General features: G+C 74.8%; 11 protein-coding genes and 5 tRNA genes. 6 read left to right on the top strand and 10 right to left on the bottom strand.

Annotated elements, in window-relative coordinates; translation table 11 throughout:
* Position 1 precedes the first annotated feature (1 nt).
* From ACQZOG_RS11055 to ACQZOG_RS11045, 3 genes are read right to left on the bottom strand one after another with little or no spacing between them, the layout of a single operon-like run.
* A complete protein-coding gene (locus tag ACQZOG_RS11055; RefSeq protein ID WP_430741475.1) occupies positions 2-826 on the bottom strand; it encodes a GNAT family N-acetyltransferase in 825 nt (274 codons plus the stop codon).
* Positions 827-878: 52 nt separating this feature from the next.
* Positions 879-1,700 carry an aminotransferase class IV gene (locus ACQZOG_RS11050; RefSeq protein ID WP_163089440.1) on the bottom strand — a complete coding sequence of 274 codons (822 nt, stop codon included), beginning with the start codon at positions 1,698-1,700 and terminating at the stop codon, positions 879-881.
* Positions 1,697-2,749, bottom strand: coding sequence for a chorismate-binding protein (locus ACQZOG_RS11045; protein ID WP_163089441.1), 1,053 nt, complete (start codon positions 2,747-2,749; stop codon positions 1,697-1,699). Before ACQZOG_RS11045 ends, ACQZOG_RS11050 begins: the two co-directional genes overlap by 4 nt.
* Before the next feature lie 153 nt (positions 2,750-2,902).
* Here ACQZOG_RS11045 and ACQZOG_RS11040 point away from each other — a divergent pair.
* The 5 genes from ACQZOG_RS11040 to ACQZOG_RS11020 all read left to right on the top strand — a co-directional run bounded on the left by ACQZOG_RS11040 (position 2,903) and on the right by ACQZOG_RS11020 (position 3,386).
* Positions 2,903-2,975: transfer RNA gene (locus ACQZOG_RS11040), tRNA-Gly, on the top strand.
* A gap of 37 nt (positions 2,976-3,012) precedes the next feature.
* Positions 3,013-3,086: transfer RNA gene (locus ACQZOG_RS11035), tRNA-Cys, on the top strand.
* A gap of 1 nt (position 3,087) precedes the next feature.
* A tRNA-Val gene (locus ACQZOG_RS11030) sits at positions 3,088-3,159 on the top strand.
* Between the two features lie 40 nt (positions 3,160-3,199).
* Positions 3,200-3,271: transfer RNA gene (locus ACQZOG_RS11025), tRNA-Val, on the top strand.
* Between the two features lie 43 nt (positions 3,272-3,314).
* Positions 3,315-3,386: transfer RNA gene (locus ACQZOG_RS11020), tRNA-Val, on the top strand.
* Between the two features lie 50 nt (positions 3,387-3,436).
* Here ACQZOG_RS11020 and ACQZOG_RS11015 read toward each other — a convergent pair.
* The 4 genes from ACQZOG_RS11015 to ACQZOG_RS11000 all read right to left on the bottom strand — a co-directional run bounded on the left by ACQZOG_RS11015 (position 3,437) and on the right by ACQZOG_RS11000 (position 5,579).
* Entirely contained in the window at positions 3,437-3,721 is a 285-nt protein-coding gene (locus ACQZOG_RS11015; RefSeq protein ID WP_078492763.1) for a zf-TFIIB domain-containing protein, read from the bottom strand.
* Between the two features lie 101 nt (positions 3,722-3,822).
* On the bottom strand, positions 3,823-4,749 hold the full coding sequence (locus ACQZOG_RS11010; RefSeq protein WP_430741474.1) for a phosphotransferase family protein: 927 nt from the start codon (positions 4,747-4,749) through the stop codon (positions 3,823-3,825).
* A gap of 176 nt (positions 4,750-4,925) precedes the next feature.
* Positions 4,926-5,105 carry a hypothetical protein gene (locus ACQZOG_RS11005; protein ID WP_019527115.1) on the bottom strand — a complete coding sequence of 60 codons (180 nt, stop codon included), beginning with the start codon at positions 5,103-5,105 and terminating at the stop codon, positions 4,926-4,928.
* A 198-nt stretch (positions 5,106-5,303) separates the two neighbouring features.
* Complete coding sequence (locus ACQZOG_RS11000; protein ID WP_033275046.1) at positions 5,304-5,579, bottom strand: hypothetical protein; 276 nt, start codon at positions 5,577-5,579, stop codon at positions 5,304-5,306.
* 204 nt (positions 5,580-5,783) lie between these two features.
* Here ACQZOG_RS11000 and ACQZOG_RS10995 point away from each other — a divergent pair, with 204 nt between their 5' ends.
* Complete coding sequence (locus ACQZOG_RS10995) at positions 5,784-7,058, top strand: serine/threonine-protein kinase (RefSeq protein ID WP_058915755.1); 1,275 nt, start codon at positions 5,784-5,786, stop codon at positions 7,056-7,058.
* 124 nt (positions 7,059-7,182) lie between these two features.
* Here the strand turns inward: ACQZOG_RS10995 and ACQZOG_RS10990 are convergent, their stop codons facing one another.
* The 3 genes from ACQZOG_RS10990 to cobT all read right to left on the bottom strand — a co-directional run bounded on the left by ACQZOG_RS10990 (position 7,183) and on the right by cobT (position 13,169).
* Complete coding sequence (locus tag ACQZOG_RS10990; RefSeq protein ID WP_430741473.1) at positions 7,183-8,001, bottom strand: TrmH family RNA methyltransferase; 819 nt, start codon at positions 7,999-8,001, stop codon at positions 7,183-7,185.
* 1 nt (position 8,002) lies between these two features.
* Positions 8,003-9,238 (bottom strand): uroporphyrinogen-III C-methyltransferase, encoded by a 1,236-nt coding sequence (gene cobA, locus ACQZOG_RS10985; protein WP_351035226.1) that lies wholly within the window; start codon positions 9,236-9,238, stop codon positions 8,003-8,005.
* A gap of 217 nt (positions 9,239-9,455) precedes the next feature.
* Complete coding sequence (gene cobT / locus ACQZOG_RS10980; RefSeq protein ID WP_430741472.1) at positions 9,456-13,169, bottom strand: nicotinate-nucleotide--dimethylbenzimidazole phosphoribosyltransferase; 3,714 nt, start codon at positions 13,167-13,169, stop codon at positions 9,456-9,458.
* Between the last annotated feature and the right edge of the window lie 175 nt (positions 13,170-13,344).

Here is a 13,344-nt window from a genome sequence, read left to right as displayed (position 1 = left end):
GCTACACCAGCGGCTTGTACAGCGAGTAGCGGGTCGTGGTGTAGCCGAGCGAGTCGTAGAGCCGCTCGGCCGGGGTGTTGCCCGCGAACACGTTGAGGCCGATGGTGCGGTTGCCCGCGGCGGCGGCCTGGGCCTCGGCGAGCAGCATGAGGCTGCGGCCGTGCCCCCGGCCACGGTGTGCGGGGCGGGTCTCCACGTCGAAGACGTACGCGCGCTCCCCGCGCACCGCGAGCCAGAGCGTGCCGACCGCGGCGCCCTCGTGTTCGAGGACGCTGAGGACCATGTCCTCCGTGGCGAGGCCGTCGGGCAGCAGCGCCGCCTGGTCCGTGGCGGCCTTGGCGCGCGCCTCCGCCTCGGGCACCCCGCGCCGCGCCCACTCGCGCGCGTAGTCCGCGGAGCTCTCGGCCTGCCAGGTGACGTACTCGTCCTCGGTCATGGGCCGTGCGCGGGTGCCGTCCGGCAGGGCGGGCGGGCTGTCGCCCAGGGGCTTCTCCATGTTCCGGTTGCGCACGGCGTAGCCGAGCGCCGTGGCGAGGGAGAGGGGGGTGCCGGGGTCGGCGGGGACCGTGACCTCGATGCGGCGGCAGCCCCAGCCGCGGGCGACCTCCTCCGCCGCGAGGGCGGCCACCGTGCCCCGGCCGCGCCGGCGGTCGGGTTCGTCGATGCGCAGGCTGACGATCCGGGCCACGGCGTCGCCGAAGACGGGGTCCGTGCCGAGGCGCACCTCCCCCACGGGACGGCTGTTCACGCAGACGTGGAAGTGACGCGAACGCGTCCCGTCGGGGTTCCGCTGGAGCGGCTCGGTCGGCCGCAGGGTGGTGGTCATCACCGGAGTTCTACCCCGCCGCGGCCCCGGCCTCAGCCGGTTTTCCGGCCCCTCACGGGTCGATGTCCGCCGCGGACCGCTCGTCGAAGATCCGCATGGCCTTGGCCGTCACCGGGCCGGGCGCGGCGGACAGTTCACGCTCGTCGACGCGGTGGACGGCCTGCACGTCGCGCAGGGTGGAGGTGAGGAAGATCTCGTCGGCGTCGCGCAGCACGTCCAGCGGCAGGTCGGTCTCCTTGGCCCCGGTCCACTCGGCGACCAGGTGGCGGGTGATGCCCGCGAGGCAGCCGGAGTGGAGCGGCGGGGTGTGGATCTCGCCGTCGAGGACGACGAAGACGTTCGACCCCGTGCCCTCGCAGAGCTGTCCGACGGTGTTGCCGAACAGCGCCTCGGTGGCGCCGTGTTCGTGGGCGCGGGCGAGCGCGACGACGTTCTCGGCGTACGAGGTGGTCTTCAGGCCGGTGAGGGCGCCGCGCTCGTTGCGGGTCCAGGGCACGGTGACGACGGCCGTGGTGTCCGGGCGGCGGGTGGTCCCGCCGAGGGCGACGACGAGGGTCGGGCCCTTGTCGCCCCGGTCGGAGCCGAGCGGGCCGTGTCCGCCGGTGTAGGTGAGGCGGAGCCGGCCGAGCGGCACGGGGTTGGCCTCGAGGACGGCGGCACAGGCGCGGCGGACCTCGTCGAGGTCGGGGTCGGGCAGGCCGAGACCCCGGGCCGAGAGGGTCAGCCGGTCGAGATGGCGGGTGAGGGCGAACGGCCGGCCGTCCACGGCCTTCACGGTCTCGAAGATGCCGTCGCCCACGGTCAGTCCGTGGTCGAAGACGGAGACGCGGGCGGACTCGGAGTCCCGCAGCGCGCCGTCGAGCCAGATCTTCACGGCTGGATCCTTTCGCTCACCTGGTACGTCCCCGACGCTACCGCGAGCAGCCGGGAAGCCTTCAGTTCGGTCTCCCGCCACTCCCCCTCGGGGTCGGAGCCCCAGGTGATGCCGGCGCCGGTGCCGAACCGCAGCACGGCCGCCCCGCCGGAGTCCCGGTCGATCCAGAAGGTCCGGATGCCGACGGCGAGCACGCCGGTGCGGCGGTCGGCGTCGACCCAGCCGATCCCGCCGCAGTAGGGACCGCGCGGGGCGGTCTCCAGGGCGTCGATGATCCGCAGCGCGCTGGACTTGGGGGCCCCGGTGACGGAGCCGGGCGGGAAGGCGGCGCGCAGCAGCCCCGGCCAGCCCTCGCCGTCACGCAGCTCGCCGCGGACCGTGGAGACGAGGTGGACGAGGCCCGGGTGCTTCTCGACGGCGCAGAGGTCGGGGACGGTGACGGTGCCGGTGGCGCAGACCTGTCCGACGTCGTTGCGGACCAGGTCGACGATCATGACGTTCTCGGCGTAGTCCTTCTCCAGCAGGTCCGCCTCGGTGCGGCCGGTGCCCTTGATCGGGCCCGACTCGACGGCCCGGCCGTCCCGGCGGAGGAACAGCTCGGGCGAGGCGGTGGCGATCTCCACGCCGTGCCGCGGCAGCCGAATCGTTCCTGCGTAGGGTGCCGGGTTGCCTCGGGCCAGCAGGGCGGTGAGCGCGTCCACGTCGGCGTCCGGGTCCACCGGCGCGGACAGGACGCGGCAGAGGTTCGCCTGGTAGACCTCGCCCGCCGCTATGTGCTCGCGGATGCGGCGCACGCCGGCCGTGTACGCGGCGCGGTCGAGGGAGGACGTCCAGTCGCCGGCCGCCGGCCCCCGCCAGGCGCCCGGGGCGGGCAGCGGCACGGGTTCGGTGCGGACGTCCCGGAACCGGGCGCAGGTCAGGCGCCCCTCGAAGTCGGCGGCGACGGCCCAGAAGCCCGAGGAGTCCAGGGCGGCGGGGTCGTCGGTGACGTCGGCGAGGCCGGTGGCGACGCGGTCACCGAAGCGCGCGAGAGGTGGCAGGTCGAGCACGCCTCGAGTCTATGGCGGGGGCGCCAGGGTGACGTGACCACGCCCGTGAGCAGGCGCAGCGCAGCACGCTGCGCAAACGGGTTTTTGTACTGGCCCCGGAATCCGCTAGAGTTCAGTTCGTCGCCGGGACGCGGAAGCGGACCGAAACGACAGGCGGACGTAGCTCAGTTGGTAGAGCGCAACCTTGCCAAGGTTGAGGTCGCGAGTTCGAGCCTCGTCGTCCGCTCGAAGGAAGAGGGGGCTTCCCGGTCCCCTACACTCCTGGTGGAGTGGCCGAGAGGCGAGGCAACGGCCTGCAAAGCCGTCTACACGGGTTCAAATCCCGTCTCCACCTCCAAGGACGATTAGCTCAGCGGGAGAGCGCTTCCCTGACACGGAAGAGGTCACTGGTTCAATCCCAGTATCGTCCACTGGATCTTCGGATCCTGGATCTGCGAAGATCCGAACCCCGCGCGATTAGCTCAGCGGGAGAGCGCTTCCCTGACACGGAAGAGGTCACTGGTTCAATCCCAGTATCGCGCACGCAGTGCCCATGATCCGCTCCGCGCAGTGGTCGTGGTCCCGAGGACGATTAGCTCAGCGGGAGAGCGCTTCCCTGACACGGAAGAGGTCACTGGTTCAATCCCAGTATCGTCCACACGGCTCGAAGCCCCCGGTCCTGCGACCGGGGGCTTCTTCGTGTGCCCGTCAGCTGGAGAAGAGCATGTGGCCGAAGCTCTTGTGACGGCGGTGACCGCCGTAGTGGCCGCCGTGCGGCGCTCCCCACGCCGGCGCCTGCGGCGCCGCGGCCGGGTACGCCTGGGGGGCGGCCGGCGGGGGCGGGGCGGGCTGCGACCACTGCGACTCGAGCCGGGTCAGCGCCTCCAGCTCGCCGTAGTCGAGGAAGATTCCCCGGCACCCGCTGCACTGCTCGATCTGGACACCGTTGCGGTTGTACGTGTGCATGGGGGCACGGCACTTCGGACACTGCATCTTCTGGTCAACTCCTCGCCGGTCGTACCTGCTTCGCGTATCAGCTGGACAGACTCTGTCCGGCCGCGGGCCGGTTGCACCTTACGTCGGGGAAATTCGTCTCAGTCCGCCGGGGCGGCGGCCGGCTCGGACCGCATCCGCGCGCAGGCGTCGACCAGCCACTCCTCCACCTCGTCCAGCGGCCGGCCCGCCGCGGCCGCCTTGGTGACGGCGCGGGCGGCGGTCTGTGCGGTGAGGGCGCGGGCCGGTACGTCGAGCGCGGGCCACGGGTCGCCGTCGGGTGGTACCGCGGGGCCGCCGGCGGCGCGGTAGGCGGTCAGGAAGCGGTGCCAGGCGTCGGCGTGGAGCATCCCCACGGCGTACCAGGCGGCGGGGCGGGCCAGGTCCCAGGCCGGCGGGCCCGCGCCGAGGTCGTCCACGTCGATCAGCAGCCACGGGCTGCCGGGCGCCGGGTCGCGTATCAGCTGGCCGAGGTGGAAGTCGCCGTGGCAGAGGCGTACGGGTCCCGGCGCGGGCGCCTCGCCTCGGGCCCACGCGGGGAGGTCCGCCCAGGCGTCCAGCACGGGGGCGACCGCCGGGTGGGGGTCGGCGAGGTCCCGGAGGAGCGCCACGGCTCGGGCGGCCTTCTCCGGCCCGCGCATGGGAGGGACGGCCTCGGGCAGCGGGGTCCGGTGCAGGCGGGCGAGGAGGACACCGGCCTCCTCCCAGGGGGCGGCGTCCGGGTCGTCCGGGTCCACGGGCGTGCCGTACGGCCAGTGCGTGACCGGGCGGCCGTGCAGTTCGGCCGGGGCCGGGGCGAGCGGCGGCAGCAGGATGCCGGGGAGGCGGGCGGCCACGGCGGTCCGCACGGCCAGCGCGGCGGTGTCGGTGTCCGGGGCGTGCGCCTTGGCCACGGTGGCGGCGTGCCGGACCACGGTGGTGTCCTCGCGGAGGGCGAGGGTCGCCGTGGTGCAGGGGCAGGCGGGGTCGCGGGTGTGGGCCACCTCCGCGGCGCGGGCGGTCAGGGCGGGGAGGAGGTCCTCGGTCACGGGGTGAGGTTACGCGGGCCGCACGGGCGTCCTCGCCGACGCCGGGGAAAAGCAATGCCGGCGCAGCTCCCCAGCTGCGCCGGCATCTTGCCGTCCGCCGCACCCCCGTCCCCACGGGGTTTCATGGGTGGATGTCCCCGCCCGGACCGCTCTTCCGGGCCTGGAGGTCGCTGAAGTCAGCGCCCCAGCATCTCGCCCACGGACGACGCCTGTGTGGTCACCAGCTCCCACCCGTCGAAGACGAGGAGGAGCAGGACCGCCAGGGGCAGGGCCATGAGCGTCGCCACCAGCGGGTGCCGACGGCCCTCGCCGCGATCCCGCGTGCGGAGCAGTGTCCGCGGTGCCGTGTACGCCATGGCCCCTTCTCCTGACCGTTTCTGTTGTCCTTGGCAGCGGCGGGCGTCCGACCTCGGGGGACGAGTGCTGCACCCGCCGCTCGACATCGAATCTAGGGGTATCCCGCTCACCGCACGTCATGCCCTCGTACCGATCCGTGGGCCTCCCCGAGGATGAGCGGGGCGCCGCGCCGTACTCCCCTGGGTGGAGACGGCGTCCTACGACTCGGGGACATCCCCGAGGGGACGGCCGCCGCGGCCCGCTCCCTCCGAGGTGTCCTGGCGCGGGACGGGCTGCTCCACCAGGGCGAGCACCCGGTTCGCCATGAAACGCGCGGTCCGCACCACAGCCCCGGTTCGGGTGACTTCGCTCACTTCGACCACCCCTCGTCGTACCGCCGTCTCAACCCTGCGGCCCGCCCGCGAGGCCACCACCTCGTACGTACGCGTCGTGTCCCCCGCGTCCACGACGATCTCGACCCTGTCACCCTTCACGCGATCAATCCCCCTTCGGCGTCGCGTGGTTGGGACCGGTCAGGTCCGCCCTCGCGCGAACCCGGCCTGCTCACGCTCTCCCTGACCACTCTTCAAGTCTCCCACCGGCCACTGACAATCCGTCGGACGGAGAGGGCGCGGCCTCTGCGCACGGACGGCTGTGGAAACGTAAGCTGTGGCACGTCACAGGACCGGGCAGCGGGGATGAACATGGCGATGATGCGCCTGAGGCGCGAGGACCCGCGCGTCGTCGGCTCTTTCAGGCTTCACCGACGGCTCGGCGCGGGCGGGATGGGCGTGGTCTATCTGGGCTCCGACAAGAAGGGGCAGCGGGTCGCGCTGAAGGTCATCCGCCCCGATCTCGCGGAGGACCAGGAGTTCCGCTCACGGTTCGCCCGCGAGGTCTCGGCGGCCCGGCGCATCCGCGGCGGCTGCACGGCCCGGCTGGTCGCCGCCGACCTGGAGGCCGACCGCCCCTGGTTCGCCACCCAGTACGTGCCCGGCCCGTCGCTGCACGACAAGGTCGCCGACGAGGGTCCGCTCGGCGCCGCCGAGGTGGCCGCCGTGGGCGCGGCGCTCTCGGAGGGTCTGGTCGCGGTGCACGAGGCGGGTGTGGTGCACCGGGACCTCAAGCCGTCCAACATCCTGCTGTCCCCGAAGGGCCCGCGGATCATCGACTTCGGCATCGCCTGGGCCACCGGCGCGTCAACGCTCACGCACGTGGGCACGGCCGTCGGCTCGCCCGGCTTCCTCGCGCCCGAGCAGGTGCGCGGTGCGGCCGTCACACCCGCCACGGACGTGTTCTCGCTGGGCGCCACGCTCGCGTACGCGTCGATGGGCGACTCGCCCTTCGGGCACGGCAGTTCCGAGGTGATGCTGTACCGGGTGGTGCACGAGGAGGCCCAGCTGCAGGGCGTCCCCGACGCGCTGGCCCCGCTGGTGCGGGCCTGTCTGGCGAAGGACCCCGAGGAGCGGCCGAGCACCCTGCAACTGTCGCTGCGGCTCAAGGAGATCGCCGCACGGGAGGCGCAGGGGCTCGCAGACGTGCGTCCGCCGGCGCCCCGCACCCCCGAGTCCGAGCGTGCGAGCGGCCGGCTCGCCGACACCTACCCCGACCGGGACGCGCGGCGTCAGGGTGGCCGCGCCACTCCCCCGCGCGGCGGCTCCGTCTCGCGCAGCGGCGGCCCCTCGTCCTCACGGGGCGGTCGCGGCGTGCCCGCGTCCCGGGGCGGCGGCTCCGGCCGCAACGGGGCGCCCCGCCAGGGCACACCGGCCCGCCCCCGGCCGCGCACCGGCACCCCGTCCCGAGGCGGCACCCGCCCGGGCACGGGCGCCCGCCGCCCGGCCTCCCGCACGGGCTCGGGCCTGCGCCCTGCGAACCCACGGCTGCTGAGGCAGCGGCTGTTCGTGTTCGTGGTGGTGACGCTGGTGGTGGCGTTCGGGATCGCGCTGGTTCAGGGGTGCCAGGGGCCGTCCTGACGGACGCCGTTCGGGCGGGGCGACGCGCCGTTCGCCCGCCCGTCGACGAGCGGCGCGTCGCCTCGTCAGCCGAACGACTCGTCACCCTGCCCGTTCACGGTCACCACTCCCCCGTTCCTCTTCGCTACTCCTGCGGGCGTCCCGCCGTGACCGCGTAGAAGGCGACCGCCGCTGCCGCGCCCACGTTCAGGGAGTCCACGCCGTGGGACATCGGGATGCGGACCCAGGTGTCGGCGGCGGACAGGGCGCGGGGTGAGAGGCCCGTGCCTTCGGCGCCCAGCATCAGGGCCACCCGGTCCATGCGGTGCGGGGCCGTCTCGTCGAGGGTGTGGGCGCGTTCGTCCGGGGTGAGGGCGAGGACGGTGAAGCCCAGGTCCTGGACCGTCGTCAGGTCCCTGGGCCAGGTCTCCAGACGGGCGTAGGGGACGGAGAAGACGGCGCCCATGGAGACCTTGACGCTGCGGCGGTACAGCGGGTCGGCGCAGTCCGGGGAGAGCAGCACGGCGTCCATGCCGAGGGCGGCGGCCGAGCGGAAGATCGCGCCGATGTTGGTGTGGTCGTTGACCGACTCCAGGACGACGACACGGCGGGCCGTGCGCAGCACGTCGGCGGGGTCGGGCAGCGGCCGGCGCTGCATGGAGGCGAGCGCGCCGCGGTGCACGTGGTAGCCGGTGACCTGTTCGGCGAGGGCGGGCTCCACGACGTACACCGGGGCGTCGGAGCGGTCGATGACGTCCCGCATGACGTCGACCCACTTCCGGGACAGCAGCATGGACCGCATGCCGTACCCCGCGTCCCCGGCACGCCGGACGACCTTCTCGCCCTCGGCGATGAACAGACCCTCGGCGGGTTCGCGGCGGCGGCGCAGCTCGACGTCCGTGAGGTCGGTGTAGTCGTGCAGGCGCGGGTCGGCCGGGTCGTCGACGGTGATGATCTCGCCCATGTCAGGCGGCCGTCCCGTCCGGACCGACGGCCACGACGTCGCCGACGACGATGACCGCCGGAGGCTTCACGTCCTGGGCGACGACGGTCTCCGCGACCGTGGCGAGGGTGGCGTCCACGCGCCGCTGGGAGGAGGTCGTGCCCTCCTGGACCAGCGCGACCGGGGTGTCCGGGGACTTGCCGTGCGCCACGAGGGTCTCGGCGATCCGGCCGATCTTGTCGACGCCCATGAGGATCACCAGGGTGCCGGTCAGCTTCGCCAGCGACGGCCAGTCGACCAGGGAGCGCTCGTCGTCGGGGGCGACATGCCCGCTGACCACGGTGAACTCGTGCGCCACGCCCCGGTGGGTGACGGGGATGCCGGCCGCGCCCGGCACGGAGATGGAGCTGGAGATGCCGGGGACGACGGTGCAGGGGACGCCGGCCTCGGTGAGGGCGTGCAGTTCCTCCATGCCGCGTCCGAAGACGTACGGGTCGCCGCCCTTGAGGCGGACCACCGATTTGCCCTGCTTGGCGTGCTCGATCAGCGCGTTGTTGATGGCCTCCTGGGCCATGTACCGGCCGTACGGGATCTTCGCCGCGTCGATCACCTCGACGTGCGGCGGCAGTTCGGCGAGGAGGTCGCGCGGGCCGAGGCGGTCGGCGATGACGACGTCGGCCTCGGCGAGCAGACGGCGCCCGCGCACGGTGATGAGGTCCGGGTCGCCGGGGCCGCCGCCGACGAGGGCGACGCCCGCGGTGCGGGTGCGGAAGTGCGGGGCGACGAGGGTGCCGTCGCGCAGCCCCTCGACCACGGCGTCGCGCACGGCCGCGGTGTGCCGGGGGTCGCGGCCGCGGGCATCGGTGGTGAGCACGGCGACGGTGACGCCCTCGCTGTGGCCGGTCGCCGGGGTCCAGGCGGTGGCCCGGTCGGCGTCGTCGGAGCGGACGCACCAGACACGGTGCGCCTCCGCCTCGGCGGAGGCGGTGGTGTTGGCGTCGGGGTCGCTGGTGGCGATCAGCGCGTACCAGGCGTCGGCGAGGTCGCCCTCGGCGTAGGGGCGGCGGTGCCAGGTGATCTCACCGGCGTCCGCCATCGCCTCCACGGAGGGGGTGGCCTCCGGCGACACGAGGTGGACGTCGGCGCCCGCCTTGATCAGGGCGGGAAGACGCCGCTGGGCGACCTGGCCGCCGCCGAGGACGACGACCCGGCGTCCGGTGAGGCGGAGGCCTACGGGGTAGGGCGGGTGTTCGGCCATCAGCTGGGGCTCCTCGGACGAAGCGATGGGTCAGCGGGCACGCTGCGGCGTCGGAGCGGGCCTGACGTGGCATTTTATGCGCGCGGGTGGCGGGGGTGGGGAGGGTCCGGGGAGTGGGACGGGTCTCACCGTCCTCGGTGCGCGGGCCTGCGGGGCGCCACGCACGGACGTCCCCGCCCTCCCGTCGTCGACGGGGGCGGGCGGGGACGTCCGTCTCCTACTTCTCCGTCACGCCCGCCGAGTCGAACGTGGCGACCTCGTGCATGGCGCGGGCCGTGCTCTGGACCAGCGGGAGCGCGAGCAGCGCGCCCGTGCCCTCGCCGAGCCGCAGGTCGAGGTCGACCAGCGGGCGCAGCCCCAGCTTGTTGAGCGCGGCCACATGGCCGGGCTCGGCGCTGCGGTGGCCGGCGATGCAGGCCGCGAGGACCTCCGGCGCGATGGCGCGGGCGACGAGCGCGGCGGCGCCGGCGCTGACGCCGTCCAGGATGACCGGCGTGCGCAGGGACGCGCCGCCGAGCAGCAGGCCGACCATCGCGGCGTGCTCGAAGCCGCCGACCGCGGCCAGCACGCCGAGCGGGTCGGACGGGTCCGGCTGGTGCAGGTCGAGGGCGCGGCGCACGACGTCGGTCTTGCGGGCGAGCGTCTCGTCGTTGATGCCGGTGCCGCGGCCGGTGACCTCGGCGGGGTCGGCGCCGGTGTAGACGGAGATGAGGGCCGCGGACGCCGTGGTGTTGGCGATGCCCATCTCGCCGGTGAGCAGGGCCTTGTTGCCGGCCGCGACCAGGTCGCGGGCCGTCTCGATGCCGACCTCGATGGCCTGCTTGGCCTCCTCGCGGGTCATCGCGGGCCCGGCGGTCATGTCGGACGTACCGGCGCGGATCTTGCGCGGCAGGAGTCCGGGCGTGGCCGGCAGGTCGGAGGAGACGCCCACGTCGACGACGCAGACCTCGGCGCCGACCTGGGCGGCGAAGGCGTTGCACACCGCTCCCCCGCCGAGGAAGTTGGCCACCATCTGGGCGGTGACCTCCTGCGGCCAGGGGGTGACGCCCTGGGCGTGGACCCCGTGGTCGCCGGCGAAGATCGCGACGGCCGCGGGCTCCGGGATCGGCGGCGGGCACTGCCGGGACAGCCCCGACAGCTGGGCGGAGATGATCTCCAGCATGCCGAGCGCTCCGGCCGGCTTGGTCATGCGCTTCTGGCGCTCCCACGCCTCGCCGAGCGCCTTGGCGTCCAGCGGGCGGATCTGCGCGACGGTCTCGGCAAGCAGGTCGTGGGGGTCCTCTCCGGGCAGGGCGCGGCGGCCGTACGTCTCCTCGTGCACCACCCACGACAGGGGGCGGCGCTTGGACCAGCCGGCCTGCATCAGCTCGGGCTCGTCCGGGAACTCGTCGACGTAGCCGACGCACAGGTAGGCGACGACCTCCAGATGGTCGGGCAGGTCCAGGGCGCGGACCATCTCGCGCTCGTCGAAGAAGCTGACCCAGCCGACGCCCAGGCCCTCGGCGCGGGCGGCGAGCCAGAGGTTCTCCACGGCGAGCGCGGAGGAGTACGGCGCCATCTGCGGCTGGGTGTGCCGGCCGAGGGTGTGGCGTCCGCCGCGCGTGGGGTCGGCGGTGACCACGATGTTCACCGGGGTGTCGAGGATGGCCTCGATCTTCAGTTCCTTGAACTGCTTGGCCCGGCCCTTGGGGAGCGTCTTGGCGTAGGCCTCGCGCTGGCGCATCGCCAGTTCGTGCATCCGGCGCCGGGTCTCCTCGGAGCGGATGACGACGAAGTCCCAGGGCTGCGAGTGCCCGACGGAGGGCGCGGTGTGGGCGGCCTCCAGGACGCGCAGCAGCACCTCGTGCGGGATGGGGTCGCTGCGGAAGCCGTTGCGGATGTCCCGGCGCTCGCGCATCACCTTGAGGACGGCCTCGCGCTCGGCGTCCGCGTACCCGGGGGCGGCCGGTCCGGACGGCTCCGGCCGCGGGGCGGGCTCGGGCTCGACGCCGGCGCCCTGGGTGTCCAGGTCGTCGGCGTTCTGCGGGACCTCGGCCTCGGCGTCGGCGGCGGGGGCCGGCGGCACGACGGCGGCGGGGTTCTCCTCGGTCGCGGCCCCGAGGTCCTCCGGTGCGGTGGCTTCCACGGCGGGGGCCTCGGCGGGCGCGCCCTCGGGGGCCGCTTCCTCGGGGACCGCCACGCCCTGGGGCGGGGTCGGGGCGAGGTGCGGCGCGGAGGGCACGGTGCCGTCCACGGGGACGAACTGGCCCAGCGGCTGGTCCGCCTCGGGCTCGAGCGGCAGGGTGCCGGGGAGCGGGGTCGCGTGGGCAGGCGTCTGCTGGGGGCCCTGCACGGGCTCGGAGACGGGCACGGACTCTCCGGCGGCCTGGGGCTCAGGCGCGGACTGCGGCCCGGCAACGGCCTGCGGCTCAGGCGCGGACTCGGGCCCGGCAACGGCCTGCGGCTCGGGAACGGCCTGGGGCTCAGGCGCGGACTTGGGCTCAGGCGCGGCCACGGCTTCCGCAGCGGCCGGTGCGGGCTCGGAAGCCACCGGCGCCTCGGGAGCGGGGGCCGCCTCGGCGGCGTGCTCCGCCACCACGGCCTCCGCATCCGGCGCGGGCTCCAGGGACGCGGGGGTCACCGGAGTCTCCGCGGCCGGTACGACAGTCTCGGGCGTGTCCGTCACCGGGGTCTCGGGCGTCTGCGCGTCCTGCGCCGCGGCGGCGTCCGGCACCGGCGCCGCCTCGGGCGACTCGGGGGCCGGGACGGCCTCGGGCACGGCGGTCTCCGACGTGGCGGCGGGAGCTTCCTGTGCCTCGGCGTCCGGCGCACCGGCGGTCTCGTCGGCGGCCACCTGTGCGTCGGTCGACTGCGGCTCCGTCGTGTCCGGTGCGAGCGTCCCTGCGGCAGCCGCCTGGGGCGCGTCGTCCTGACCGGCCACCGGCTGCGGGGCCTGGGCCTGCTCGGGCACGACCACCGTCTCGCCGGTGTCCTGCGCCACCTCCGGGGTGACCGACGCCTCGGCCTGCTGGGCCTGCGGCTCCTGGACCGCCTCCGCGCTCTCCGGCGACGGCGCGGGCGCGCCGGGGTCCGCCGCCTCCGCGGCAAGCTCGTCCTGCGGCTCGCCCGGGCCGGTCGCGGCGGCGCCCGGCGCCTGGCCGGCCTCCGGCGTCACGGTTCCGTCCGCGACGGCCTCCGGGGCCACGGGGACACCGGCCTGCTGAGGGGCGGCCTCGGTCACCTCAGCGGGAGCCGCGTCCGTCGGCGCACCCGGGTCACCACCGGTCGTCGCGTCCCCAGGCGCACCCGGTGCCGGCACGACCGGCGTTCCCTGCTCGCCGTACGCCGCCGTGGGCGTCTGCTCGCCCTCGGCGGCGACCGTCGTACCGACCGCCTGCGTGGCGACCCGGGCGACGGCCGCCTGGGCCGCGTCCGCGCCTTGGGCGACCCAGGGCGCGGCCTGCGGTGCGGCGGCCTCCCGGGCGTGCGGGACGTCGAGGTACTCGGGGCCGAGGGTCGGCGGGCCCGGCTGGCGGGCCGGCAGGTCGGCGGGGCCGCGGTCGGCGAGGGAGCGGACCGGGCTCGCGGACAGGTCGGGCAGCGGCGGGCCGAGGTGCAGCGGACGGCGCGGCGCGGCCGGGGCCGGTGAGGGCGCGGGAGCCTGCCGCTGCGGCTCGGGCGGGCGGACGCCGCCGAGGTCGACGGAGCCGCTGTCGCGTCCGTCCGTCTCGTGCGGGCCCGGCTGGTGGACCGTCTCGACGACCGGCGCGGGCGCGGGCGGCGCGATCTCGTTGCCCCAGGCGCCCTGGGCGCCCGGCAGCAGCAGGTCTTCGTCCTCGGCGGGACTGTCGGAGAGGTAGGTGTACGCGTCCGGCGTGGCGACGCCCGGCTGCTCCACCCTGCCTGCGTTCTCCGGCAGTCCCTCGCCCGGGACCTGGCCGGTGTCGGTCATGCGTACCCCTCGCCCATCGGTTAGTGCTCCTACGACCAGCTCACCCGGAACGGCGCGCCGACCGCCCCACACTGAAGAACGAGCGTGCGTCCCCAGCGGCACGAACGGCCCGCCCGAAAAAGGCGACAAAGCCATTCACTGGCATTGTCGCGGGCGTACCGCCGTCGCGTCAGCT

The sequence above is a fragment of the Streptomyces sp. P13-3-3 genome, assembly GCF_050571355.1.
Lineage (GTDB): Bacteria > Actinomycetota > Actinomycetes > Streptomycetales > Streptomycetaceae > Streptomyces > Streptomyces althioticus.
Note: the sequence above shows the minus strand (reverse complement) of the source record. Positions and strands in the feature narration are given on the sequence as shown.

Coding starts and splice junctions, on each gene's coding strand:
- ACQZOG_RS11055 (WP_430741475.1), bottom strand. CDS start 826: ATGACCACCACCCTGCGGCCGACCGAGCCGCTCCAGCGGAACCCCGAC.
- ACQZOG_RS11015 (WP_078492763.1), bottom strand. CDS start 3,721: ATGCAGTGTCCGAAGTGCCGTGCCCCCATGCACACGTACAACCGCAAC.
- ACQZOG_RS11005 (WP_019527115.1), bottom strand. CDS start 5,105: ATGGCGTACACGGCACCGCGGACACTGCTCCGCACGCGGGATCGCGGC.
- ACQZOG_RS10995 (WP_058915755.1), top strand. CDS start 5,784: ATGAACATGGCGATGATGCGCCTGAGGCGCGAGGACCCGCGCGTCGTC.
- ACQZOG_RS10990 (WP_430741473.1), bottom strand. CDS start 8,001: ATGGGCGAGATCATCACCGTCGACGACCCGGCCGACCCGCGCCTGCAC.
- cobA (WP_351035226.1), bottom strand. CDS start 9,238: ATGGCCGAACACCCGCCCTACCCCGTAGGCCTCCGCCTCACCGGACGC.
- cobT (WP_430741472.1), bottom strand. CDS start 13,169: ATGACCGACACCGGCCAGGTCCCGGGCGAGGGACTGCCGGAGAACGCA.